General features: G+C 70.2%; 20 protein-coding genes. 11 read left to right on the forward strand and 9 right to left on the reverse strand.

All coding sequences use genetic code 11. The features are described from left to right. Positions 1-292 precede the first annotated feature (292 nt). From tssB to K8612_RS21755, 3 genes are read left to right on the forward strand one after another with little or no spacing between them, the layout of a single operon-like run. Complete coding sequence (gene tssB, locus K8612_RS21745; RefSeq protein WP_223743154.1) at positions 293-853, forward strand: type VI secretion system contractile sheath small subunit; 561 nt, start codon at positions 293-295, stop codon at positions 851-853. Between the two features lie 50 nt (positions 854-903). Then, on the forward strand, positions 904-2,421 hold the full coding sequence (tssC, locus tag K8612_RS21750; RefSeq protein WP_223743153.1) for a type VI secretion system contractile sheath large subunit: 1,518 nt from the start codon (positions 904-906) through the stop codon (positions 2,419-2,421). 32 nt (positions 2,422-2,453) lie between these two features. Beyond that, on the forward strand, positions 2,454-3,104 hold the full coding sequence (locus K8612_RS21755) for a hypothetical protein (RefSeq protein ID WP_223763698.1): 651 nt from the start codon (positions 2,454-2,456) through the stop codon (positions 3,102-3,104). Between the two features lie 57 nt (positions 3,105-3,161). On the opposite strand, the gene K8612_RS21760 is transcribed toward K8612_RS21755, so the two are convergent. Further along, complete coding sequence (locus tag K8612_RS21760) at positions 3,162-3,761, reverse strand: hypothetical protein (protein WP_223743151.1); 600 nt, start codon at positions 3,759-3,761, stop codon at positions 3,162-3,164. A gap of 54 nt (positions 3,762-3,815) precedes the next feature. Between K8612_RS21760 and K8612_RS21765 the strand changes: the two genes are divergently transcribed. The 5 genes from K8612_RS21765 to K8612_RS21785 are packed head-to-tail and all read left to right on the forward strand — an operon-like array spanning position 3,816 to position 9,445. Beyond that, on the forward strand, positions 3,816-4,787 hold the full coding sequence (locus K8612_RS21765) for a type VI secretion system protein IglI family protein (protein ID WP_223763699.1): 972 nt from the start codon (positions 3,816-3,818) through the stop codon (positions 4,785-4,787). A 13-nt stretch (positions 4,788-4,800) separates the two neighbouring features. Continuing rightward, the gene (locus K8612_RS21770) at positions 4,801-5,745 is read left to right on the forward strand and encodes a hypothetical protein (protein WP_223763700.1); all 945 of its coding nucleotides are present in this window, start codon (positions 4,801-4,803) and stop codon (positions 5,743-5,745) included. 14 nt (positions 5,746-5,759) lie between these two features. Then, positions 5,760-6,146 carry a GPW/gp25 family protein gene (locus tag K8612_RS21775; protein ID WP_223743148.1) on the forward strand — a complete coding sequence of 129 codons (387 nt, stop codon included), beginning with the start codon at positions 5,760-5,762 and terminating at the stop codon, positions 6,144-6,146. After that, positions 6,143-7,774 (forward strand): hypothetical protein, encoded by a 1,632-nt coding sequence (locus K8612_RS21780; protein WP_223763701.1) that lies wholly within the window; start codon positions 6,143-6,145, stop codon positions 7,772-7,774. The genes K8612_RS21775 and K8612_RS21780 overlap by 4 nt, the downstream gene beginning before the upstream one ends. A gap of 3 nt (positions 7,775-7,777) precedes the next feature. Next, on the forward strand, positions 7,778-9,445 hold the full coding sequence (locus tag K8612_RS21785) for a type VI secretion system baseplate subunit TssF (RefSeq protein ID WP_223763702.1): 1,668 nt from the start codon (positions 7,778-7,780) through the stop codon (positions 9,443-9,445). Position 9,446: 1 nt separating this feature from the next. Here the strand turns inward: K8612_RS21785 and K8612_RS21790 are convergent, their stop codons facing one another. From K8612_RS21790 to K8612_RS21810, 5 genes are all read right to left on the reverse strand, one after another. After that, on the reverse strand, positions 9,447-9,833 hold the full coding sequence (locus tag K8612_RS21790) for a DUF4280 domain-containing protein (protein WP_223763703.1): 387 nt from the start codon (positions 9,831-9,833) through the stop codon (positions 9,447-9,449). Continuing rightward, positions 9,833-11,515, reverse strand: a complete 1,683-nt coding sequence (locus K8612_RS21795) for an AMP-binding protein (RefSeq protein WP_223763704.1) — start codon at positions 11,513-11,515, stop codon at positions 9,833-9,835. Before K8612_RS21795 ends, K8612_RS21790 begins: the two co-directional genes overlap by 1 nt. Further along, positions 11,512-12,552, reverse strand: a complete 1,041-nt coding sequence (locus tag K8612_RS21800) for a hypothetical protein (RefSeq protein ID WP_223763705.1) — start codon at positions 12,550-12,552, stop codon at positions 11,512-11,514. Before K8612_RS21800 ends, K8612_RS21795 begins: the two co-directional genes overlap by 4 nt. A 185-nt stretch (positions 12,553-12,737) precedes the next feature. Continuing rightward, on the reverse strand, positions 12,738-15,059 hold the full coding sequence (locus tag K8612_RS21805; protein ID WP_223763706.1) for a PAS domain S-box protein: 2,322 nt from the start codon (positions 15,057-15,059) through the stop codon (positions 12,738-12,740). A 185-nt stretch (positions 15,060-15,244) separates the two neighbouring features. After that, a complete protein-coding gene (locus K8612_RS21810) occupies positions 15,245-15,619 on the reverse strand; it encodes a DUF1622 domain-containing protein (protein ID WP_223763707.1) in 375 nt (124 codons plus the stop codon). 245 nt (positions 15,620-15,864) lie between these two features. On the opposite strand from K8612_RS21810, the gene K8612_RS21815 reads away from it, so the two are divergent. Next, positions 15,865-17,097, forward strand: coding sequence for a hypothetical protein (locus K8612_RS21815; protein WP_223763708.1), 1,233 nt, complete (start codon positions 15,865-15,867; stop codon positions 17,095-17,097). A 16-nt stretch (positions 17,098-17,113) separates the two neighbouring features. Here the strand turns inward: K8612_RS21815 and K8612_RS21820 are convergent, their stop codons facing one another. The 3 genes from K8612_RS21820 to K8612_RS21830 all read right to left on the reverse strand — a co-directional run bounded on the left by K8612_RS21820 (position 17,114) and on the right by K8612_RS21830 (position 22,470). After that, positions 17,114-18,958, reverse strand: a complete 1,845-nt coding sequence (locus tag K8612_RS21820; protein WP_223763709.1) for a leucine-rich repeat domain-containing protein — start codon at positions 18,956-18,958, stop codon at positions 17,114-17,116. After that, positions 18,955-22,218 carry a lantibiotic dehydratase gene (locus K8612_RS21825; protein ID WP_223763710.1) on the reverse strand — a complete coding sequence of 1,088 codons (3,264 nt, stop codon included), beginning with the start codon at positions 22,216-22,218 and terminating at the stop codon, positions 18,955-18,957. Before K8612_RS21825 ends, K8612_RS21820 begins: the two co-directional genes overlap by 4 nt. 75 nt (positions 22,219-22,293) lie before the next feature. Further along, complete coding sequence (locus tag K8612_RS21830) at positions 22,294-22,470, reverse strand: hypothetical protein (protein ID WP_223763711.1); 177 nt, start codon at positions 22,468-22,470, stop codon at positions 22,294-22,296. A 182-nt stretch (positions 22,471-22,652) separates the two neighbouring features. On the opposite strand from K8612_RS21830, the gene K8612_RS21835 reads away from it, so the two are divergent. Both K8612_RS21835 and K8612_RS39615 read left to right on the forward strand, forming a co-directional pair. Further along, complete coding sequence (locus K8612_RS21835) at positions 22,653-23,942, forward strand: lanthionine synthetase C family protein (protein ID WP_223763712.1); 1,290 nt, start codon at positions 22,653-22,655, stop codon at positions 23,940-23,942. 486 nt (positions 23,943-24,428) lie between these two features. Beyond that, positions 24,429-24,719, forward strand: coding sequence for an AgmX/PglI C-terminal domain-containing protein (locus tag K8612_RS39615; protein WP_373692123.1), 291 nt, complete (start codon positions 24,429-24,431; stop codon positions 24,717-24,719). Positions 24,720-24,721: the final 2 nt, after the last annotated feature.

Raw genomic sequence — 24,721 nt, forward strand, 5'->3', positions numbered from 1 at the left:
GGAGACGTTTTGTCACAGGGACCGCCCGGGGCAAAAGCTTGCTCGGGCTGGTGACAATGTTTAGAAAAAGCTACCGGCCTGGGGCCAGCGGCGTCAAGTGAGCCTGGACGATCCACCGTGTCTGGTTCCTTGCCCCGCAAGGCATGAAACATCATGGGTTGGGTCGTTCCTGTCTCACTGGGTGACGACGCGCCCGCTGTATCAGGTCATGTGTTGGGGGTGTATTGCTTTTGTGTATTCGTCTGGTTTATCAATTCTTTTACAAACGGCGGTTCAGTACTTGGGGGTACTCATGGCCATCACCGACGAAATTCCCAGATCACGCATCACGCTGACCTACCGCACCCAGGTGAATGGCACCCGGGCGGACAAGGCGCTTCCGTTCCGGCTGCTGGTGATGGGGGACTTCTCCAAGGGCACCTCGGTGGACCGCAAGAAGGACCTGGATCAGCGGGAGATCCGCAACCTGGACGGCAAGAACCTGAACCAGGTCATCCAGAACATGGGCATGACGCTGAACTTCAGCGTGCCCAACCGCGTGGACAAGAAGGACCCGGTGGACGGCTCGGCGCCGGCGCCGCTGCAGGTGAGCCTCAAGCTGGACTCGATGAAGTCCTTCACCCCGGCGGACGTGGCCCGGCAGGTGCCGAAGATCAACGCGCTGCTCACGCTGCGCAAGCTGCTGCTGGAGCTGCAGGGCAACCTGGACAACCGCAAGGAGTTCCGCCAGTTGGTGCGCCAGCTCGCGCAGAGCCCGGAGGCCGTCCAGAAGCTGAAGACGGAGCTGGCCGCGTTCAAGTCGATGAGCCTGCCGAAGCTGGCCGCGACGAACCCGCAGCCGCCGACGACGTGATGCCGGGCGCGAGCCCCTCCCCACGACCTTCCTGAACGAGGCCTTCTTCCATGCCCACCACTCCTGCGTCTTCCACCCCCGCGGCGACCGCCGTGGCCGACGTGCCCCTGGACCTTCCGCTCTTCCTCAACAGCGTGCGCCTGGGCTCCGTGCCCGCCGCGCGCGACGCCTCCGCCCAGACGGACCTGCTGGTCATCCCCGACGACGCCACGCCCGAGGAGCGCTTCGTCTCCAGCCTGGCGGCCATGGTCCACAACATGGACACGGACGAGGGCCGCTTCGACAAGCAGACGGTGCAGGAGCTCGTCGGCACCATCGACGCGCTGGTGTCGGACCAGCTCAACGCCGTGCTGCACGCGCCGGAGTTCCAGGAGGTGGAGGCGCAGTGGACCGCGCTCAACGACCTGGTGCGCAACACCAACTTCAAGGCCAACATCGAGCTGAGCCTGCTGGACGTCTCCAAGGAGGAGGCCTACAGCGACCTGGAGACGAACGCGGCGGACGTCGCCGGTTCGGAGTTCTTCAAGAAGCTGTACGTGGCTGAGTACGATCAGTACGGCGGCGCCCCCTACGGCGCGCTGGTGGGGCTGTTCGAGTTCGCCAACACGCCGCAGGACATGCTGTGGCTCAAGACGATGGGGAAGATCGCCGCGGCCAGCCACGCGCCGTTCGTGGCGTCCGTGTCCCCGCGCTTCTTCGGCTGCGACACCATGAAGGAGGTGGCCCAGTTGCGCGACGTGGCGAGCCTGCTGGACTCGCCCAAGTACTCCGCCTGGAACGCGCTGCGGGAGACGGACGAGGCCGCCTACGTGGGGCTCACGCTGCCGCGCTACATCGTCCGGCCGCCCTACAACCCGGAGACCTACCCGGCCCCCGGGATGAACTTCACGGAGGCGGTGAAGGGCGACAAGGAGGAGGAGTACCTCTGGGGCAACGCGGCCATGCTGTTCGCCCGCAACCTGGTGCGCTCGTTCGCGGGCTCCGGCTGGTGCCAGCACATCCGCGGCCCCAAGGGCGGCGGCCTGGTGTCCGGCCTGCCGGTGCACCTGACGCACCTGCGCGGCGAGGAGGAGATGAAGCTGCCCGTGGAGATGTCCATCCCGGACTTCCGCGAGCTGGAGCTGGCCAACGGCGGCTTCATCCCGCTCATCCACAAGAAGGGCAGCGCGGAGGCCGTCTTCTTCAGCGTCCAGTCCCTCAAGAAGGCCCAGGTGTTCGAGGACGCGAAGGACTCGGAGAACTCGCAGTTGGTGACGAACCTGGCCTACACGTACTCCATCAGCCGCATCGCGCACTACGTGAAGGCCATCATGCGCGAGAACATCGGCAGCACGGCGAACGCGGCGTACATGCAGCAGCAGTTGGACCGGTGGATCTCCCGGTACGTCACCACGCTGGTGAACCCGGATGACCTGACGCTGCGCTACTACCCCTTCAAGGCCTACAACCTCACCGTGGCGGAAGTGCCCGGCAAGGTGGGCTGGTACCACTGCAACCTCTCCGTCCTCCCGCACATCCAGTTCGAAGGCATGAACGTGGACCTGCGCGTGGATGCGCGGCTCGGCTGACAAACCCCGCAGCAAACTGGAGGACCGAACCCATGGGTGATGGACCGCTTGGCATTTCGTGTGACTGGCAGCAGACCATCCAGCAGCGCCCCCAGAAGAACATCCCGGTGGGCTACCTGCTGGACATCAAGGGGATGGGCAAGGACGACGGCGCCTTCCCCAAGAGCAGCAGCCTCTTCTACACCCCGTTCGTCGGGGACCCCGCCTACGCCGGCGTGCAGTTGGAGGACGTGGGCGCGAAGAAGGCCGTGCGCGCGGTGGGCCTCATCACGCAGCTCCAGTGGGAGGGCGGCAAGCTCGACCCCATTGACTTCACGGTGCTCATCTCGCCGGAGAACAAGGCGGACTTCACCGGCATCACCAACACGGAGATCCGCCAGCTCAAGTTCTGGATCTGCGAGTGGGACAGCGCCCAGGGCAAGTGGTTCGAGAAGTGCTATCCGCTGGGTGACGAGGCCGGCGGCCCCGCCAACGAGATGTCCGCCCGCCTGAACCAGAAGGGCAGCGAGGTGATGCTGCACGTGGGCGACCCGGAGAACGTGGGCGTCACGGACGTGAAGTTCTGCCAGATGACCTTCCAGCTCATCCCGGACAAGGCGCACCTGTGCAACATCCACTACGGCCACAACTCGAACGACAAGGACGTGTACGCCTGGGGCTACGTCGAGGGCAACAAGTCGTAGGCGATTGAAGCGCGGGCGGGGAGGGCGGATGCGCCTTCCCCGTCTGCGCTTGGGGCGCTACTTGTCCGAGCCCCACCTGGTGACGCGGCGCTCCTGGGAGTTGGTGGCGAACTCCAGGGTGGTGCTCTTCTTGGGCGCGGGCACCACCCGGAACTGGAAGCGGTGGAAGCGGATGTCCAGGTCCGCGGACAGCGTGGCGGGCTGGTTGTCCAGGAAGACCTTGGGGCGGCCCTTCTCCGTGTCCATCAGCGCCTCGGCGGAGGCGGGGCTCTTCAGCTTGGCGGCCTCGAACCAGGTGTCACCCGCTTCATCGAAGTCGATGATGGCCCACGCCAGCTTCAGGCGCAGGTTCTCCAGCGGCTTGGCGAAGTGGTTGAGCACGTTCGCGGCCGTGACGCGCCCCACGTACACGCTGAAGTCCAAGGGCCCGGAAGCGCCGTTCATGGTCAGCCGTTCAATCAGGCCAATGCATTGCGCCTTGGGACCGAAGTCACCCACGGTGGGGGAGGACAGGGTGAGGTCCTTCGCCAGGTTCAGCCCGCCGCAGCCATTCCATTCCAACAGATATCCCAGCGCGCCGCGGAAACCGGGCCGGTATTGAAACCCGGTCTGCCAGTTGCATTCGAGTTCGAGCAAGTCGGGTTTCGCGATGGCCATGGGTGTCTGTCCTTGTGAATGAAAGACATGTAACATGAAGTGGAAAGACAGACCATGAGAGACCTGAGCCTGTGCCTGCGCCCCGTGGAGGGCGGAACGCTGGAGCGCCTGGAGTCGCACGACCCGCGCTTCCTCACGGTGGCGGACCTGGTGCAGCGGGAGGCCTACGCGGAGGCCGCGGACGCCATCGAGGCCCTGGACGCGGAGGGCGTCTACGAGGTCCGCCTGTCGGCCTACTACCTCTTCACGGCGCTGCGCGAGGACGGGCTCGGGCGCCTGCCGGACGTGCTGGAGGTGCTGGTCGCGCTCGCGCGCGCGGCGGCGGAGGAGTCCGCGCGGGGAGAGGCGAAGGACAAGTCCAAGCCCGCGGTGCTGCTCAACAAGGCGCTGACGTGGCTGTTCCAGACGCTGGTGAGCGCGCTGAAGTATCACCACGGCAAGAAGGACGCCGGCTGGGAGACGTGGACGAAGGGCTTCACGGACGGCAGGCGCAAGGACGCCCTGCGCGGCATCCAGGCGCTGCAGGGCGCGCTGGAGGGCCCCGCGTTCCGCAACGGGGCCCAGGGGCTGGCGGGGCTGGGGCAGTGGTTGAAGGAGACGCAGGAGCGCGCGGCCGCCCCCGCGCCGGCCCCGGAGCCCGCGAAGCCCGCCGCTCCCGCGAAGGGCCGGGGCGCGAAGGCCGCCGCGGCGCCGCCCTCGCCGTTCCCCCGCGCGACGGGGCCGCTGCAACTGCGCGGGTCCGCGCACCTGCTGGAGCTGTGCGACAAGCTCAAGGCCTTCGAGGTGCTGGTGGAGCGCGGGGACTTCCAGAAGGCCGCGCTGGTGAGCGACGACGTGCTGCGGACGCTGGAGGACTTCGACCCCCGGCGCTACCTGCCGGAGCTGTTCTCGTCGTTCGGCGCGCTGCTCAACCGCCACGTGGGGGACATCCAGGAGCACTGGGAGCGCAAGGACTCCATGGAGTGGCGCACGCTGTCGCAGTTCTACCAGGTGGACCTGGGCGCCTTCGTGGGGCCGGGCGAGTGAGGCGGTCCCGGTCATGAACGGCGCCTCGCCGCTGCTGTCCCCGCTGGAGCGGCGCATCCGCGCCCGCGCCAGGGACTTCGACCTGGGGCCGCTCCTGCGGCTGCTGGAGACGCAGGGCTATGGCCGGGACCGGGTGCTCTTCGAGGGCAACCCGGAGCCGGTGGCGTCCACTTCGCTGGTGGAGGCGGTGGCGTTCCACGTCTCCCCGGTGCGCCGGGTGGTGGTGACGCTCAACCTGGGCCTCTTGAGCACGCCGGGCCTGTTGCCCAGCTACTTCCTCCAGGTGGCCGAGCAGCTTCCGGAGCCGGAGCCGTTCCTCGACTTCATCCGCTTCTTCGACCACCGGCTGATGCTGGCGCTGGTGGACGCGCTGCACCCCGAGCGGGACGCGAGCCTGGTGGGGGACTGGGAGCGCACGAAGTGCTTCTACCTGCGCATGGTGGGCGTGGATTCGCAGGCCACGCTCCAGTGGCTGTTCCAGCAGGTGTTCCCGGAGCTGCGCGTGACGTGCGTCCGCCGCTCCTTCCGCACGCGCTTCTCCGGCATGCGGCCCACCCACGGGCCCACGCCGCTGGATGGCACGGGCATCCTGGGCCAGACGTACGCGGCGGACATCGGGGGCTTCCAGGTGGAGGTGTTCGCGGACGAGGAGGCGGACATGCGCGGGCGGGACTGGCCCGCGCGGGTGCGCCACCGCTTCCACCGGCACATCCTGCCGCTGCTCGTCCCCGCGCGGCTGCAACTGGAGGTGGTGCTGACGGTGCTCGCGCACGGGCGGACCGTGCGCCTGGGGCCCCGGGGACAGTTGGGCTACGAGCGGCTGCCGGGCGCGGAGGGCAAGCCGCTGCGGCAGCTCATCTTCCTGGGCGACACGTCCGTGCCGGTGGCCGCGCCTCCGCGCGCCGAAGGCGACCGGCAGGGCATGACCATGGGCACGCCGAAGGCGGCCGGACGGTAGGAGGGGAGGGGACCGTGGGCTTTCTGCACCGGAAGTTCCTGGGGGTGGTGGAGACGCAGCGTGAGGCCGTGCTCCGAAACCTGGGCCACCTGCTCCAGGCGAAGCGGGGCGCGGCCTCCGTGCTGCCCGGCTTCGGGCTGACGGAGACGGGGTTCCGCTCGGACGCGGAGCGCCTTTCGGGCCTGGGCGCGGAGATCCGCGAGACGCTGTCGCGCTACGAGCCGCGCGTGGAGGTGGTGGCCATCGACGAGGTGCCCGCGGCGGCGGGCGGCGCGCCCGGCCTGGTGGTGCGCCTGCTGTTGCGTGACTCCCACGAGCCCATGGACCTGCTGCTGGACCCGGGCTCGCGCCGCCTGCGCGAACGGCCTCCGGAAGAGGCGGCCGGGGAGGACGACCCATGAGGTTCACCGAACAGTTGAAGGTGACGCTGGACCTCAAGGCCGGCGACAAGGCCTTCAAGCTGCCCGCGGGCAGCATCAAGCGCCTGTCGGTGAAGGCACACGCCTACGGCTTCGAGGCGCGAATCGAGTGGTGGGTGCTCTGCAAGGAGAGCGGGGACGAGGACACGCTCTTCACCCCCTTCACCGACACGAAGCCCCTGACGGCGACGCTGACCGTGGACCGCCGCTACGGCGCGCAGGCGGAGGGGCGCGAGGGCGCGGAGGCCCTGCCGCTGAAGCTCATCGGGCGGGTGGAGGAGCGCCACGTCCGCGAGCGCTCGCTGGCGAACGTGAAGGACGCGCCGGTGATGCAGCGGCGCTACCGCATCCGCCTGGTGGACCCCGCCGCGATGCTGTGGCGCCGCCACTTCCCCAGCGGCGTGTGGGTGGACGAGACGCTGCAGGCGGTCCTCCAGGCGAACACGCCCGGGGGGCTGGACGTGGCCTACGAGTGGGAGGCCGCGGGGACGAAGCACGGCCTGCACGCGCTGGGGCTGGGCGCGGATGACGACTCCGGCGCCAGCTTCCTGGACTTCGTGCACTGGGTGCAGGCGCGCATGCACGCGGGCATGTTCCTGGACTACGCGACGGGGAAGTACACGCTCGCGAACGCGAAGCCCGAGGGTGGCGAGGCGCTGGTGCTCACCCGCGACGAGGTGAAGCAGGTGGACCTGCGCTACCCGGAGCCGCGCCGGGACGCGCTGTCGGTGCTCAACAGCTACGTGGACGCCGGCACGAAGCGCAAGGCGGTGGAGAACGCGGACGCCATCGCGGGCGTCATCACCGAGTGCCTGGTCACCTCCACGCTGGAGGGCACGCTCACGGACCGGGTGACGCTGGAGACGAAGCGCCAGCAGTTGGAAGGCCCGGAGCTGCGGCTGGCCTTCGCGAGCTACCCCCGCGCGTCGCTGGTGCTCAACGGCCTCTACACGCTGGGGGGCTTCAGCACGCAGGCCGCGACGCACGGCAAGCAGTACCGGCTCCACACGCTGGAGCTGGACGCGCGCGCCGTGGAGCCCGACGCCGCGCACGACCCGGACAGCACCGCCAACGACTACGCGCTGTCGCTGAAGGCCACGCTGGAGGAGGCGGCGGACCCGACATTCCGGCGCCCGCGCTTCCGGCCGCCGCGCTGGCCCTTCCTCGCGGAGGGGCGGGTGGTCAGCGAGGAGGGCGCGGATCCGGAGCGCACGTATCAGATCCGCCAGGACGAGGAGACGTCGGTGGAGTCGTACCGGGTGAAGCTGCCCCTGTGGGACAAGGAGGTGCGCTGTCCCTACGAGCCGCACCAGCAGCCCGGACACTTCTACTTCCCCGCGGACAAGGGGACGCGGGTGCTGGTGTCGCTGGACTACCAGCACGCGCGCATGGACCGCTTCCTGGAGTGGCGCCCCGGCGCGCGGCTCCCCAAGGAGTCGCAGGGCAACCACCTGCTGCTGGGCAAGACGGACAAGAGCGAGACGTCCATCCAGCACCTGTACCAGGACTCGAAGCCCATGCTGCGCATCCAGCGCACCCTGGAGAAGGACACCCAGCTCATCGAGGTGGCCGAGGGCCGGATGTTCCTGCGCGTGCAGGAGGGGGAGTAGGCCATGCGGATGGATGAAGCGCTCTACGCGTCGTTCCTGGAGGAGCTCCAGGCGCTGGAGAAGTTCCGCCTGGGCTACACCGCCCTGCACCCCTCCGCGCCGCTGGATGGCGAGGACGCGGACGTGCGGCGGCTCACGGAGGCCATGGCCCTGTTCACCGCGCGCACGCGCCGGGCGGGGCAGCGCGCGTTGGAGCGCAGCACGCTGCGGCTGTTCCAGCAGCACTTCGCCTACCTGCTCAACCCCATCCCCGCCATGGCCATGTTCCGCGCGGAGCCGGACGCGCGCTTCGTGGACGCCGCGGAGCTGCCCCGGGGCACGCCCTTCCTCCTCAACCCGGGCCCGGGCGGCGGTCCCACCGGGCCGCTCTCCCTGCGCACGCTGGCCCCGGTGCGGCTGCTGCCCGTGCGGCTCACCCAGGCGCGGCTGGAGCGCCAGGGCGAGGACGGCGCGCTCCTGCGGCTCGTCTTCGAGGGCGGCTTCCCGCGCAACGACTCGCCGGGCGAGGTGCGGCTGCACGTCAACCACCTCAACGACTTCCGGGCGTCCCTGGCGGTGTTCTTCCAACTGAAGAGCGCCGTGCGCTCCGCCACCGTCAGCTTCGACGACGGGGGGATGGAGCACGAGGTGAAGCCCTTCGACGCGCACTCGGGCCCGGTGCGCTTCGGCGCGCCCCGTCCGGTGCCCGCGGAGGGCGAGTCGTCCGAACACCCGCTCCAGCGGCTGCGGCAGCTCCTGCACTTCCCGCAGCAGGAGCTTTTCCTGGAGGCCCGCATCCCGCCGGCCCCCCGCAACTGGCAGGGCTTCACGCTGACCTTGCGCATGACGGGCCGCTGGCCGTCGGAGCTGGTGGTGGGGCCGGACTCATTCGTGGCGCACGCGGTGCCGGTGGTGAACCTGCAGCGCGCCATGGCGTCGCCCGTGGAGCACGACGGCACGAAGGAGCGGCACGCGGTGCAGCACCCGGATTCGTCCATGGGCTTCCGGCTGAACTCGGCCACGGGCGTGTACCAACTGACCCCCAAGGGCATGGTGCCCCTGCGCCCGGGCGCCATCTCCGGAGGCGCGGACACGTACGAGCTGGAGCACGAGGGCCAGGGGCTTTCGCGCACGTCGTGGCTGGCGCTGGACATGCCGGACGCGTTCCTCAAGCCGGTGCGGCTGGGCGTGGACGGCCTGTGGCACCAGCCGCTGCCGCCGCGCTTCGACGCGCGGGGCTACCGGCCGGTGCTGGCGGACCGCTTCCTGGAGGGCGTGCCGTGGAGCCTGGTGGGCGCGGTGGCGCCCGGCGGGGACAACCCGGTGGAGCACGGGCAGCAGGCCCTGTTGCAGTTGCTGGCGCTGCGCACGCAGCGGTTCCTGGGGCGCGAGGACCTGCTGTTCCTCCTGGAGGTGCTGGGCGTGCGGACGCAGCGGCACTTCCGGGACCTGCTGCCGTCCCTCACGGAGGTGTCCGTGAAGTCCAAGCCCTTCGCCCGGAGCGCGGCGGGCTTCAAGTACGTGTACCAGTTGGGCTTCGGGCCCATGGACGCGTCGCTGCTGCCGCTGGTGGACCTGTTGTGCGGCCGGCTGGTGGAGCTGTTCGCGGTGTGGAGCGCGGAGGACGTGGTGGAGCTGGAGGTGCGCCTGCCCCAGCGCGAGGCGCCCCTGCGCTACGTGCCCCTGCCGTGAGTCACTTCACCTGCGCCTTCATCTGGCCGGACACGTTGATCTTCACGATGCCGCCGTAGGCGCAGTTGCACAGGGACTTGTCGGTGAGCGCCGGCTTGCCCTTGATCAGCACCGTGGGCGAGCCCGGCGCCCAGGGCGCGACGAGCACGGGCATGCACGGCATGGGGGTGAGCGCCCCCATCGCGGCGGCGGTGGCGGCGGCCACGGTGGGGTTGGCCATGGACTGGCACATGCCGAAGGGCGGCACGTTCACGCCCGGGATGTTGTCCATGATGGTGGCCGCCGGCGCGGTGGCGTTCACCTGGTTGGCGGGCGGCACCGACAGCGTCGAGGGCGCCAGGCCGAAGCTGCACTGGAGCATGGCCCCGGACACGACCTGGATTCCCATCAGCGCGACTCCACCCGGGCGCGCAGCGACGTGAGCGCCTGGAACAGGGGGTCCCCCGCCTTCAGCTTCAGGGAGCCCGTGAGGTACTGCGAACGGCACCACTCTTCATCCACCGGCCCGTCCTGCTGGCCGTCCAGCCGCCGCGCGTGGAGCGCGAAGCGCTCAATGCGGTCCGGCAGCGCGTCCGCGCCCAGGGCCTGTTCGATGCGGCGGCGCACGTCCGCGTCGCTGACCTCCACGCCCGGGGGCAGGTCGCCGGTGAAGACGAGCAGCACGCCGCGGTACGCGCCCGCCATGCCGCTCACCGGCACGGCCAGCCCCACCGCGTCCAGCCGGGGGCCGGGGGGCTCGCGCAGCGCTTCCGCGACCTCCGTGAAGAGGAACACCCGGCCCTCGCGCCGGGGCTCGCGCCCGCCGAGGTGGTGGTACTGGCCGCGCACCCGCGTCAGCACGACGTGCGCGGGCGGCCGTCCGGCGTCGGGCAGCGGGGTGAAGAGCCCCGTGTCCCCCGCGGCGTCCTGCCCGCTGTCCGTGAAGTCGCGCAGCGCCCAGGCGCGCCCGGGCGCGGGCGCGATGTCCGTGTGCACGTCCGCCGCCGCGCGCCGGTGCGAGCACAGCACCGCGCCTCCCCACGCCGGGTCCACGCACACGTTGCCGCCGGGCACGCCGGCCAGCCCGCAGGCCTTGATGGCGTCGCGCCAGGCCTGGAAGTCGAAGGGCGCCTGCGGATCCCTGAACCACAGGCCCACGCTCTTGAGCGGCAGGCGCGCGCGGGCCACCAGGTCGCGCACGGCGGGCGTGAGGCCCAGGGCGCGCACGGGGTGTTCGGTGAGCAGCGCGGGAGAGACCTCCAGGTCCGCGGGCTCCACGTGCAGGAACGTCGCGCCGCGCAGGAGCGTGGTGAAGTACAGCGCCGGCAGGTGCTGGAGCGGGTGGAAGCCCGGCGCGGCCAGGTGGTCCCCCGGGGACAGGCCGAAGGTCAGGAGCCCGTCCACCAGCGCGCTCCGCCACGCGTCCCCGGCGGTGAGCGGCACGGGCACGTCGCTGGGGTTGGCCAGCGGAGAGAAGAGCAGGCCCACCGGCTCCGAGGGCTTGTACGTGTACGACGCGAGCGCGGGCGGCACCTGCGTCTGCGGCGGCAGGAGCCGCGCGGCGTGCTTGCCCAGGAGCGGGGCCTGGTGCGGCTCCGCGGCGATGTGCTGGGGCGCGAGCGCGTCCAGCCGGCGCGCCACGAAGGCGCGGGCCCCGGGCGGCAGCAGGCTCACGCACGCGCCCAGGCCCAGCGCGGCGCACAGCGACACCATCAGCTCCGGGCCCGGCGGCAGCATCAGGCACAGCTTCGCGCCCGGCTTCACCCCCGCCCCCGCCCAGGCGGTGGCCCGCCGCGTGGCCTGCTCCTGGAGCTGGCGGTAGCTCAGCGTGCGCCAGCCCTGCGTCCGCGAGTACGCGCGCAGCGCGATGCGGTCCGTGGTGGCGTGGCGGGCCACCAGGTCGTGGAAGAAGTCGTGGTGCTGGCCGGTGCGGCTCTTGAAAGGAGTGCTCCGGCCCGCGTGGACGGGGGCCATCGCGGCGGCGAAGCCGTCCGGATCCTCCCAGCTCCGGGCGAGCCACGCGGGCACGCCGTCCGGAGGCGGCTGGGTGCCGTCGAACGCGGCGAGCACGACGCGCGGCTCGAAGGTCATGGCGAGGACCGCGGCGCGGGTTCAGGGGGGAGCAGCTCGCGGGTGGGCACCGGCTCCACGCTCGAGTCCGGGACGTACTCCGGCCGCGTCTGGAGTTCCTCCAGGCGCAGTTGGGGCACGGGCTCCGGGAGCACCTCCATCCGGGGAGGAGGCTCCTGGCGGAAGGACACGCCCAACAGCACCCGGGCGATGGGCGTGCCCGGCGTGCGTCCCAGGCCGGGCCCGGCGAGCGCGTGCAGCTCCAGGCCCTCCGACAGCGGGATGCGCCCGCCGCCGAGCACCTCCACCGCGGGCTGGGCCATGTCCGCGGCGAAGGCGGCCTTCACCGCCAGCTCTCCGCGCAGCCCCTGTCCGGCCGTCGTCACCCCGGCGCCCAGGCGGACCTCCAGCGCCTGCCCGGAGGCGCCCGTCGCGGAGAGCGGGTTGCGCGAGCGCAGGAGCACGCCGGCCTCCAGCGTGGGCTTGAGCCACGCCACCTGCGTGCCCATGGCGGCCAGGGCGCGCACGCGCAGCCCCGAGTCCCGGCCCAGCACCGCCTCGCTGCCGATGGGCAGGCCCACGCCCAGGTCCATGGAGAGGTCCACGGGGTGCTCGTCGCGGCGGTTCAGGAGCCCCAGGCGCGCTTGTATCTCCGGCGTGCCCAGGCCCTGCGAGGCCAGCGGCGTCAGGCCCAGGGGCGCCGGATCATCCCCCTGCTGCCACAACACCACCGGCACCTGCGCGCCCACCTCCAGCCACGGCAGCACCCCGTAGCTGCCCGCCAGGACGGAGGACGCGCGGTCGCGCACGGCCTCCAGGCGGCGCTCGCCGTTGAGGAGCACCAGCGGCAGCCGCTGATACTGACCCACCAGCCCCAGGCTCATGCCGCCGGGCACCAGCAGCTCGCCGTTGCGCATCACCGCGGTGCCGCGGCCGGGGTTGAACTCCAGGTGCTCCAGCTCGAAGCCGGGCAGGGCGGACTGGGCCCAGGCGGGCAGGGCGCTCAACAGGACCGCGGCGGCGGCGCCGTGCACGGACAGGACTTTGGGCATGGGCATGATGGCGCTCGGTCCCGCTTCTGGCGGGACGCGCTCCCCCGGGCGGTCATCATACCCAGACACCGGCGCGAAACATAGCCACGCCCGGAAGGGGATGAGCAGGGAATGGGGTCGGCGCCACCCTGATGCATGGGGTTGGCGACCTGCTCGGTCCTGGTGTTCCGGCTGTGTATGTTTCACCGGCGTCAGGGCGCCGGCAGCTCCACGATGAAGGTCGCGCCCTGGCCGGGCTGGCTCTCCACGCGCAGGGTGCCCTGGTGGGCTTCAACGATCTGCCGGGTGATGAAGAGGCCCAATCCCAGACCGCCGTAATGCCGTGTCGACACGGCGCGGGTGAATTTCTCGAAGATGGCCTGGACGCTCCCCGGCGGGATGCCAATGCCTTCGTCCCTCACGCTCAGCCGCGCCCGGCCGCGCACCCGCTCCACGCGAATCGTCACCGGGTGGCCCGCGCCGTACTTCAGCGCGTTGGACAGCAGGCTGCTCACCACCTGCTCCAGCCGGTGGCGGTCCCAGCGGCCCGGGACACCCGGTGTCGCGTGGACGATGAGCTCACAGCCCGCCTTCGCCGCCTGGGGCCGGAAGCGCTCCACCGCGTCGCGCACCACGTCCGTCAGGTCCACGGCCTCCAGCCGCAGCGGCGCGGAGGGGCCCGTGAGCTGTGTCACCTCCAGCAGGTCGTTGATGAGCGTGGTCATCTTCCGGATCTGCCCGGACATGGTCTCCGCCGTCTTCAATACGCGCTCCCGCAGCGACTCCAGCGTCTGCTCCGCCTGGACGTCCTTGACCAGGGATTGGAGCTTGAGCTGCAACGGCGTCAGCGGTGTCTTCAATTCATGCGACGCCACCGTCAGGAATTCGTCCCGGAGCGACACGGCGTGCTGGAGCTGGGCCTGGGTCTTCCGCAATTCAGTGACGTCCTGGAGCGCCAGGAGGACCGCCTCCGGGTGGCCGTGCTGGGCGGGCAGGGGGGCCGCCTCCACCAGCAGGGAGTAGTGCCCCGTGGGCGTGTGCCAGACGACCGGCTCCGCGTGCACGGGAGCGCCCTTCACCGCGCGGATGCCGGGGATCTCCTCCATGGGCAGCTCCCGGCCCGCCTCGTCCGTGAAGCGGTGCCCGCCGCGCCTGTAGCTCTCCTCCCGCAGGCCTCCGGGGAACTCGCCGCCCGCCATCTGCCGGGCCGCCTGGTTCGCGAAGATGATGCGGCCGGTCCGGGGCTCCACCAGGATGATGGCCACGGGCGTCCCGTCCAGCATCGCCTCCAGCCACTGCTGCTGGTTCCTCAGCGACGCGGCGGACGCCTCCAACTGCTTGCGGCCCTCCACGCGGTCCGTCACGTCGACGGCGAACGACAGCACGGAGTCCACCTGCCCGTGCACGTCGCGCAGCGGCTGGTACGCCACGTCGAACTGCCGCGTCGACAGGCTCCCGTCGCCCTGGTGGTCGGCGGTGACCGGGACCTCCTTTTCGATGAAGGACTCTCCCTGGTGATAGGCCTTCTCCAAGAGCCGCGAGTATTCACGCGCCCGCTCGCTCGCGACATCCTTGATGGAGAGGCCCAGCAGCTCCGCGCCTCTCGACAGCACCTTGTAGAGGGGGTTCACCAGCGTGAAGACCTGCCGCTCGCCGGAGAGGATGGCGATGGACGCCGGGGCGCTCGTCAGCACGGAGCGCAGCCGTGCGCGCTCGTTCTCCGCCTGGGCCTCGGCCTTCTTGCGCTCGGTGATGTCCTCCGCGGTGGACACCCACTCCCGGATGGCGCCCTTGTTCCCGAACACGGGCACCGCCCGGCCCACGACGTCCCGGTAGCCCCCGGCGTGGAAGCGCAGGCGGAACTCGCCCCGGTAGGACGTCTTCGTGCGCAGGGCGTCCACCCAGCCGCGCACCACGCGCTTGCGGTCCTCCGGGTGGATGGCGGAGAGCCAGCCCAGCCCCAGGTGCTCCGCCCGCGTCTGGCCCGTGAAGGCCATCCAGCGCGGCGCGGGCTCCACCACCTCGCCCCGGGCGTTGGTGGACCACACCGGCTGCGCCATGGCCTCCACCAGCGAGCGGTAGCGCTGCTCGCTGGCCTGGAGCGCGTCGTGGGCCCTGCGCTGTTCGGTGACCTCCGACACGATGATGCCGATGCCCAGCAGCACCCCGGCGTTGGTGCGCACCGGGTAGTAGCTGACGAGGAAGTGGCGCTCCACGCCCACCTCCTTGGAGGTGGCGCCCGCCACCTCCACCGTCTGCGCGCCCCCGCCCTCCAGGACGCGCTGATACTGGGGACGGAGGGCGGGCCACATCTCCGGGACGATGTCCTGCACCTTGCGCCCCAGGTGCGCGGCGCGCGGAATGCCATTCATGGCGGCGAGCGCGTCGTTGACCTGGACGAAGCGCTGCTCCATGTCCACCACCGCGAGCCCCACCGGCGTGCTCGCCACCAGCGTCTCGAGCAGCAGCCGGGAATGCGCGTCGGACAGGGTCTCGATGGCCTCCGGGTCGAAGCTTGCGCTGGGGCTCTCCACGCGCGCCTCCTTTGACCCCGGCCCTTCCCGGCGAGCTTGGAGGCAGGGCCCCGTGACGCCGCTTCCCACCATGGGAGTGGCCTGACCTGGAGGGTGTGCATCCCCGCCCCCCGTGGGCAGTCCATACCGGCCCGGGGAGCGGCCACTGGCTGGCTGGCATCCAATGACATCCAGCCGGAAGCACCTCAAGGGCGCGGAGGGCCGGCCCCCTCCTCGTCGCGGGGCCGGGGCTGCCAGGGCCAGCGTCCGTCCACCTCCACCTCCAGCGTGAAGCTGAGGAAGGTCCGGATGAGGACGATGAGCCCCAGGATGATCACCTGTCCCAGGGAGGGGGCCTCCGCGACCGTCCGGATGATGTCCGCCGCGACGAGCAGCTCCAGGCCCAGCAGGATGGCGCGGCCGAGGTGGTGGCGCAGTTGACGGTACGCGTCCGCCCGCCGCGAGCCCCGTGCGTCCCGGAGGACGAGCGCCACGGAGACCACCGCCCCCACCACCATCACGCCCACGCCCGAGAGCTCGAACAGCCGGGCGGCCAGCGCCACGAAATCCGCGTATCCCATCCGCCGCTCTCCCTCCTGGAGAAGGTGGCTTGCGACGCAGCGGACGGCCACCCCGTCCCACCCTCCCCGTGGGACGAACCCGCCGTCAGAATAGACACACATCGCGCGTTGAGGGCCGCGTTCGCCGCCGCCCTCAACGCGCGAAGAAAGTTCTACGCATTCGCACCTGAAAGGCTTCCTTGACGGCGTCTGTTTTTCCATCGCACAGTGGCGTCATTGCTCATACTTCCAAGTGGAGGGCACCTGTGCGCGTCTTCGAGGAGATGGGGAGGCTCATTCAGGAACGATGGGTCAAGTACAACCATGATGAGGAGGCCTTCCCCGAGCTTGCGGCGCGTGTCCTGCGGGAGCTGGCTCCCTACAAGGGCTTCGACCCCATGGAGCCCATCGAATGGTTGTTCAGCACCCGGGCCTTCCCTCGACAGTTGTCCGCACGGTCTGACTTCGGGCAGCCGCCCGTCACGGTGTTCTCCGACCACCGGTTCGTCATTGATCTCTATTACTGGCTGGATGGCACCACCGACATCCACCAGCACGGGTTCAGTGGGGCCTTCCAGGTCGTCAAGGGCGGAAGCATCCATGGGCAGTACCGCTGGAATGAGCGGCACAGGGTCAACAGCCGTATGGCCTTTGGGGAGCTCTCGCTGGAGTCCCTCAACGAGCTGAAAGAGGGGGACATCCAGCAGATCCTCCCGGGGAATCGTTACATCCATTCCCTCTTCCATCTGGAGCGTCCCTCCGTGACGTGCGTCGTGAGGACCCTGCATACCCCCAACGCGGGGGTGCAGTACTCCTACAAGAAGCCCTTTCTGGCCATCGACTCGACCTACGAGGATGTCCAGACCAACAGGATCCTTCAATCATTGACGCTCCTGCGAGACAGCCCCCATGCGGTTCGCAAGCGCCTGCTGTCGGAGCTGATCGAGCGCTCGGACATCCATACCTGCTATCTCCTCTTCAAGCGCTTGCTGGAGATCTACAAGGAGGAGACGGCGATCGAGGAGTTCTGGGAGGTCGCCATCCGCAGGCATGGCTCGCTTGCCGAGCAGCTCCTCCCGGTGTTCCAGGAGCGGATACGCCAGTCGATGCTCGTCAGCAGGCGCGCGCAGGTCAAGACGGAGGAGCACCGGTACTTCCTCGCGCTGCTGCTCAATATCGATGATGCCGGGTCGCTCCTGGGACTGGTACGCCAGCGGTACCCGCACGAAGACCCGAAAGAGATGGTGATGCGCTGGGTCGAAGAGCTGTCCAGGTCCACGGATGGGGCGGATTCGGGCGATACGCTCGGAATCCCTCTCAATGAGACGGCGCTCCTCATCTTCCAGGAGCTGCTGCACGGGCGCTCCGAGGCGGGCGTCATGGGCCGGCTGAAGGAGGTCTATGGGGCGGAGGAGACGGAGCGAGAGGCCGCCAGCATCGCCGAGATGGTGTCCGCGCTGCGCTCGTCCCCCGTGTTCCGGCCGCTGTTCGCGCGGTGAGCGGCCTGTGCCTGCCTCAGGGGAAGGACATCATCCGGATGCCATGCTCGCGCACCAGCGTGGCCCGTGCAGCCTCGGAGACAGCCGTATCGCGCAGATCGATCTCACGAAGGAGGGGAAGCCGGTAGAGCGTGGGCATGCCGGCGTCCGTGACCTTCGTGCGCAGCAGGTACAGCGTGAGCAGGGAGCGCGGGAGGTGAGCGAGCGCCTCGTCCCCGATGCGGGTGCCGGCGAGGCTCAACCAGGAGAGCTTCTCGAAGCCCTCGAGCATCCGCGCCCCGTCGTCGCTCATCCAGGTGCCTCCCAGGTCGAGCTTGACGAGGTGGGGCAGCTTCTGGAGCGGCACCAGCCCCGAGCCGCTGATGGGGGTCCCCGAGACCTGGAGTGACTCCAGCTCCCGCAGCTCGGAGAGCTGGCCAAGCCCCAGGTCCGTGAGGAGCGTGCGGATGGCGCGGAGCGACTGGAGCTGGGAGAAGGTTCGAAGGGTGGCCACCCACCCGTCGTCGAAGCCCGTCCGGCTCAGATCCAGGTGCCGCAGGGCCATGCGCGAGCCGAGCTGCTTCAATGCCTCGGGGCCGATGCGCGTGGCGCTGAGGTCGAGCCGGGAGAGCCGCCCCAGGGGCTCCAGCGAGGCGAGCGATGCGTCCTCCAGCGCGAGGCCCGAGAGCCCGAGGCTCTCGAGCGACTGGTGGCCGGCCAGCGCGGAAAGGCCGCTCCCGGTGACGGCCGTGCGCGACAGCTCCAGGTCGCGCAGTTCGTGGAGGCCCTGAAGGTGCCGCAGCGCCGCGTTCCCGATCCGGGTGTCGTCGAGATGGAGAACCTCCAGCCGTGTGAGCCCGGCGAGGTGACGAACCCCCGGGCCGCGGATGCGTGTCTTGCTGAGCACCAGCACCCGGAGCGCCGGCAAGCGCGCCATGTGGAGGAGCCCCGCATCCGTCACCCCGGTGCTTCCCAGGTGGAGCGCTTCCAGCATGCGCAGCCCTCCGAGGTGCGCCAGGCCTGCGTCGGAGACGGCTGTCCGCGCCAGGCCCAGCGAGCGCAGGGCCGGCATCCTCCTCAGGGCGTCGAGGCCTGCATTCGTGACATGGGTGCCGCTCATCACGAGCGTGTGCAAGCGGTCCCCAGGCAGGGACGCCAGGACCGTGTCATCGACCGTGGTGTCCGAGAGATCCAGCCACTCCAGCTCCGCCTGTGCCGCGAGCAAGCCGAGCCCTCTCGGACTCACCGCCGTGCCGCTGAGCGAGAGCCGGCGCAGCGTCGTCAGTGAAGCGAGGAGTGAAAGCCCCCGGTCCGACACCGCGGTGGCATCCAGCCGCAGGACGCTCAGGTGTGGCATTCCCTGGAGAGAGGCGAGCCCCGCGTCGGTGATCCGTGTGCCGTCGAGGTGCAAGGCCTGCAACCGCGCTGCGTTCTTCAAGGCGGCGAGGTGCTCATCGCCAAGCGCGGTATCGGAGAGATGCAGCGATACGACGGAGGAGCCCTCGACGAGGAGCGCGAGCAGGGCCGGGGCGGGGAGGCCCTTCTCCCCGAAGCAGAGACCGGGGACACGGTATTCGCGCAGCACGGCGGCCAGCGCCTGGGCCTGGTCCGCGGTCCTCACGGGCTCCAGCGGTTCGGCGCACCAGTCTCCGTCAGGAATCGCCTGGGGCGCGGCCTCCCCCGAAGGCAGCAGCCCCCACGGGGACGACGTCCCGTCAGGCAGGAGCCGGTACACCTGGAAGGAGGGACGTGGCGGGGCCACGACCGCGGGCGCCGGAGGCGCGGTGGGATGGGGTGGGGGGAGGGGGACGGGCGCGGAGGCGCAGCCCACCGCGAGCAGCAATCCCGCCAGTCTCAGCCAACTCCAATCGCCATCCATCATCCCAATCGCTCCTTGTCCGTCCTCGCTGCTGGCTCCAGGCGCACCCCGCGCGCCCGGAACGACGCATAGAGCCTCTCCAGGAGATCGAAGAGGACGAACTCGTGCGCGCGTGGCGCGTCCCTCAGCATCCGGTTGACGTGCAGGTGCAGGTAGCTCGCGGCCAACGCGTCGAGTCCCTGCGACAGTCCTCCGCTCCGCTCGAGTTCCCGGAGCCGCGAGACAACAGGCACCAGGCGCTCCGACCGGCGCAGCAAGGCGGCGAGACCCGAGGACACAGCGCTTCCGGCGGAGCCGTGGCCCGTCAGGAGTGCCTCCAGGATGGGGCGCCGCTCACGGGCGAGACGGCTGAGCTGCGCCTCGAGTCTCTTGCCTGCCCCGTGCTCCTGGGCGTAGGCGGTGCGCAGCCGGCTGGCGATGCGGTGCTTTGCCTCCAGGTCGAACCCGAAGTCGGAGAGCAGCAGATCCATCCCCGAGAGGGCGCACTGCCACCGCGCATCACCGTCCAGCCCCTCCAGTGCCTCCAGCGTCGCGAGGACCGCTTCGCTGTCCACGTGGAAGAACGCCTCGGCCAGGCGCACTCCCTCGCTGCCTCCGTACCGCTCCACCTCACGGACATAGGTGTCCAGTTGAAACCGCTTGAGACGGCCCTCCTGGAGGAGGGGGGCCAGGGCGTCGTGCAGGCGCGGCAGGGCCTCACGCAGCAGTGCGTCCGGTGGGCCGTGCAGCCTCAGCCGGAGGTGGTGCTCGGGGTCCGAGTAGCGCAGGAAGTGCCATTGGTCGGCGCTGCCTGACGCCATGAGCGCTCTCACGATGGGGGCGACGTCCTCGAGCAGCAGCCGATCGGTGAGGCCGGAGCCGGCGTGGAGCCGGGCATACAGCCACTCGGAGCCCGGTGGGAAGCTCCGTCTCCCAGCGGGAGGGGGCGCGGGTGGGCGAAGGGAAACGGCCTCCCGCTCGGCTTCGCGGCCCACGAAGGGGATGATCAGCTCGTGGGTGTACGCGCCTTCAGGGCCCCGGGCGCACAGCTCCCCTGGCGCCGGCCACATCTCCGTCAGGCTCACCACCCGCCGCCGCGCCGCGAGCGCCACGAAGGACTCCACGCAGAGCACATTCTCCAGGTCCACCGGCAGCTCGTTGTCGCCATCCGCGAGCAGGACGAACCTGGGCAGGCCCAACTGCTTTCGCAGCTCCATCATCCGGCGGATCTGCGCGTGCGCGGGGCCTTGCACCAGCTCCTCCAGCACCTCCGCGCGGAGCAGCCAGCGCGCCCTGGCGAGGACGATACGCCCGGCGACGACCCTCGGCAGGAAGGGCGCGCCTTCCAACGCGCCCCACCTCCAGGCCAAGCCGCCCGCGTGCCCTTCGCTCTGGAGCGCCCCGAGAAACCGGTAGATCGCCAGGTGATGGGGGTACCTGTGCGCGTGGGCCGTCGTCAGGCGGGGGATGATCTCACGGCCCAGCTTGCGGGAACGCAGGACGAGCCGCCCGTCGCGAACGGAGACCAGGAGATCTTCCAACGGAAGCTGGGCTTCAGGCGGCACCGCGGAGCGCCCGAGGTAGGGAATCTCGTAGGCCCGGAGCGCGGGACGCGTGAGGACGTTGCCCACCCGGCCCGCGGGGACGTGGACGACCTCGGCGAAGAGGGCGTCGGGCCGCAGCGCCTCCTCGAGGCGCAGGTGGCGGCGGACGGCGGAGCCGAGCGCCTCGTTCCCATGGCAGAAGCGCCCGAGCAGCCTCACTCCCGAAGGCCCGTCCACCATCCGCACCAGCAGCGAGAAGTCTCCTTGCCGGAGGTCCTCCTCCGAAGCGGCCCCCAGCGTCGCCATCACGAAGAAGGCATCCGGCAGCGGCAGCCTCTCCGGGACCGAGAGCGCCTCGACGTCCTTGTCCGTCAGCTCGAGCACCCGGCCGCCGGACCGGACCACCTGCTGGACCCGGTCCAGGAGCAGATCCCCGGCGCGTGACCACTCCGGCGTGTCCCCGGGCGCGCCAGGGAAGGCCAGCCCCTTGAGCAGGGGAGAGCAACTGGCCTCCGGCCCGCCCGCGGCCTCGAAGCCAACCCCGACGTCCTCGTCGAGCGCCTCGGCCAGCGGCACCTCCTGCTGCTCGTAGCGTCGCAGGAAGTCCTCCTTGAACTTCTGGAGGGGATCTCGCCGCGGGGGGCTGATGCGATGGAGGAGCGCCACGGCCGAGCGCAGCGCGTCCATCACCTCCCGCCCGAGCGTTGCTTCGACCACGGGCTTGAAGAGGTCGACCTGGACGAGCCTGGAGAGCTCCGGCGGTGGCAGCAGCTCCTCCACGCACGAGGCAACGGCTCGGTAGCGCGCCTCCGGTTGTCCAAGCCCCGCGGCATCGAGTTCGGCAAGCAGCCCATGAACCCGCTCCAACTGCCCGGCCTGCTGGGCCGTGGACGGATTCCTCTCGAGCTGCGTGATGGCTTCCCGGAGAGGATCCGGCTGCGTCACGGCCGGGACGAGCTCCGAGACCAGCACCTGGAGCGTGAAGAGCTCGTCGAGGTACTCGCCTGCCTCCGTGACGCTGACATCCCCCTCCCGCTCTGCCAGGGCCTGGGCCAACTCCTCGCGATGGGCTCCTTCCCGGGCGCGCTCCAGGACGAACTCGAGATAGGGAGTCGCCTCCACCGACGCGAGCGCGTAGGCCCGCTCCGTGCCTTGTTGTGAGGACTCGACGTACCGGAACCGTCCCGCCGTCCGGTAGAGGCTGGAGTTGGGGAAATAGCGTGGAGGGTGCCTGACCGCGCCTTGCCGTTGCAGGGCGTTGAGGAGCGAGCCCAGGTAGTCCATGTCCAGGCGAGTCTGTCTTTGGTAGGCCTGCCGGCCCTGGAGGGCCAGCCGGGTCTTCTGGCCAGGCTGGCCGACGGAGCACCCGGCGAAGAGCCCGAAGGGGGTTGGGCGCCCCGTCATTCGCGCGAGGTAACGCACGAGGGCGCGCTCCACCTTGAGCCCGCTGGGGCCGTCCGGGGTCCGCAGCCAGGTCTCCAGGCTGGAAACGAGGTGGGACGAGGAGACGAGGATCGCCTCGTGGACCTCGGGCAGCCCGAGCAGCTCACGAAGCCGGGAGCGCAGGCTGCTCCTGGCCGCCTCGACGCGCTCCGCCCATGGCAACGCGGCGTCCAGCCGGCTCAGCTCGACACCAGACGCCCACTCAGAGAACACGTGGAGGGGCAGCAGCGGAGTCCGGAGCACGAAGAAGTCCGTGCTCGCACGACGCGGAGGCTCGCCCCCGAAGCGGGTCATCATCCGTAACGAGGCTGGCGCACGATGTGCGGTACGCTCGTCATGCGCCAGCCCCCAGTCACAGGCTTTCGCGAGGGCCTAGAGCAGACAGGTGTCCGTCGGATCGAAGCAGCAATGTCCGCTGGTCGGATTCGAGGTGTCGGTCTCCGGCGGCATCATGTTCGCCTCCGTCGACAGTTGCTTCTGCGCGAGCATGCGGATGGACTCCTTGCTCACGATCAGCTTCTTCTGGCTCGGCTGGGATCGCGACTCCATATGACAACGCTCCTGGGGGTAGGGGATGTCCTGGGTCGCTCGGCTTGTCCGCACTGACGCCAGGGACACCATGGCAGACGTCTGGACAACAGTTCTGTCCTACCAATGTCTGGAATCCATGGCAAGAACAAGTGGGAAATCAGTCATTGGATGCCAGCGGGGTCTTGCTAGTCTTCCATGCGGTGCTTCGACAAGAATGGCAGCCCATCCTGGGTGGCGCGCAGGCCGCGCGCGCGTGGCAGGTGATCGAGTTCATCGCGCGGGATCTCCGGGCGCGCTCGGACACCTATGCGAGTGATTTCTCCCTGTCCCGGGGGATGTCGGGCATCGCCGTGCTGTTTGCCTATCTCTCCCGTGCGGGAGTGGGCAGGGACGCGGGGGACTTCTCGCTTCAAAGCCTTGAGCGCGCCATGGATGGCGCGGCCAGTACGCCCATGTCCCTGGGCTTCTATTCGGGCCTCACCGGGGTGGCCTGGGCCGCGGAGCACGTGCATCGGTGCCTCTTCGGGCAGGTGCCGGAGGAACTCACGGCGCAGGTGATGGAGCTTGTGTGCGCCCAGCTCGCTGCCTCTGGGTGGGAGGGGGGCCATGATCTCGTCAGCGGGCTGGTGGGGCTGGGGGTCTACGGGCTGGAGTACCCGGAGCGCTCTGCCGCGAGAGAGTGCCTGGGGCAGATCGTGCGGCTGCTGGAACAACTGAGCGAGCGCGATGGCCTGGGCGCGCGGTGGTGGACGGTGCCCGGAAAGCAGGCTCCCCACCTGCGTACGCGCTACAACGTGCCCCACCTCAACCTGGGAATGGCTCATGGATCACCCGGGGTGATCGCCCTGCTGGCGCGGGCATGCAGCGCCTGGGAGCTGCCGCCCGCGCGGGAGCTCGTCCGGGACGCGGTCCGGGACCTGCTGCGGGAGCGGCTGCCCGAGGCAGGCGCCTCACGATTTCCCGCGTGGGTCGCCCGGAGCCTTCCCCCGAAGGAGGCACGGGCCGCATGGTGTTATGGCGATCCGGGCGTCGCCGCCGCGTTGCTGTTGGCCGCGCGCGAGCTGGGGGTGCCTGAATGGGAGCAGGAAGCCCTGCTCACGGCCCGTCTGGCCGCGCGGCGTCCAGTGGAGGAGTGCCGGGTCAGGGACGCGCTCGTGTGTCATGGCATGACGGGGCTCGGGCACGTGTTCAACCGCCTCTACCAGGCGACGGGCGAGCCGCTGCTCCTCGAGGCCGCCCGGGGCTGGTTCTCCCGCACCCTGGATGTGTTCCAGCCGGGGTGTGGAATTGGGGGCTACCAGAGCCTGGAGCTCGAAGGTGCGGCGAGCGAGGCCTGGCAGGATGCTCCGGGAGTGCTGGCGGGCAGCGCGGGGGTGGCGCTCACGCTCCTCGCGGCGACCACCCAGCTCGAGCCCCATTGGGATCGTATGCTCTTGATGGACCTGCCCCCCGGGCCTTCCGCTCTTGGAGCGCCCTCCCGCGAACCTTGAGAGAGACGCCGCATGCCCTCTTTTCCAAACGAACAACGCGGAGCAGGGGAGCGCCCACGCGGGTCCGCGCCCTGGCGGCTCATCCTGGGGGTGTGTCTGCCCTTCGCCGTCCTGTCGGTGGCCGGCTATGTCCTGACCGGCGCATCCGGCGCTTCGCGGGCAACCGAGGCCGAGCCCTCCGCGTCCACCGGGGCGGTGAACGTGGCGGCAGCCTCCCTCCCGTCGAGTGCTCGCGCGCCGCAGGCGGCTCCGCCTCCCGAGAGGCCGCCGCCCCCATCCTCCGCCCAGGAAGACAGCTCCTCCGCATCGTCCCTGGCCCCCACGATGCCCGCGGTCCGCTCCTCCCCGTCGGAGCGTGCCGGGCCTCATGAGCAGGCGCGGCCCCTTGTCCGTGCGGCGCTCCCTCCGTCATCGCCGCCGCCGCCGCCTCCCCCGGCGGAGAGCCGGCCGTCTTCGGTCCACACGGGCTCGCTGCCTCGCGAGTCCGTGAGGGATGTCATCCAGTCCCTGCGGCCTGGCGTGAAGGAGTGTTTCGAGAAAGCGGCCGCGCGCTATCCCGGGCCTCAGAAGGTGACCGTCGCCTTCACCCTCCAGGGGCAGGGGTTGTCCGGCTACATCGAGGACGAGGAGATCGTCGACTCCACCATTCCGGATCCGTGGTTCCAGGCCTGCTTCGTGGAGGTGCTGCATTCCGCCACCTTCTCGGCGCCGAAGGGGGGGACGGTCCGCATCACCTATCCCTTTGTCTATCAGCCGAACCGGGATGCGGGGACCTGAGC

The organism is Corallococcus sp. AS-1-6, assembly GCF_020037015.1.
Classification (GTDB): Bacteria; Myxococcota; Myxococcia; order Myxococcales; family Myxococcaceae; genus Corallococcus.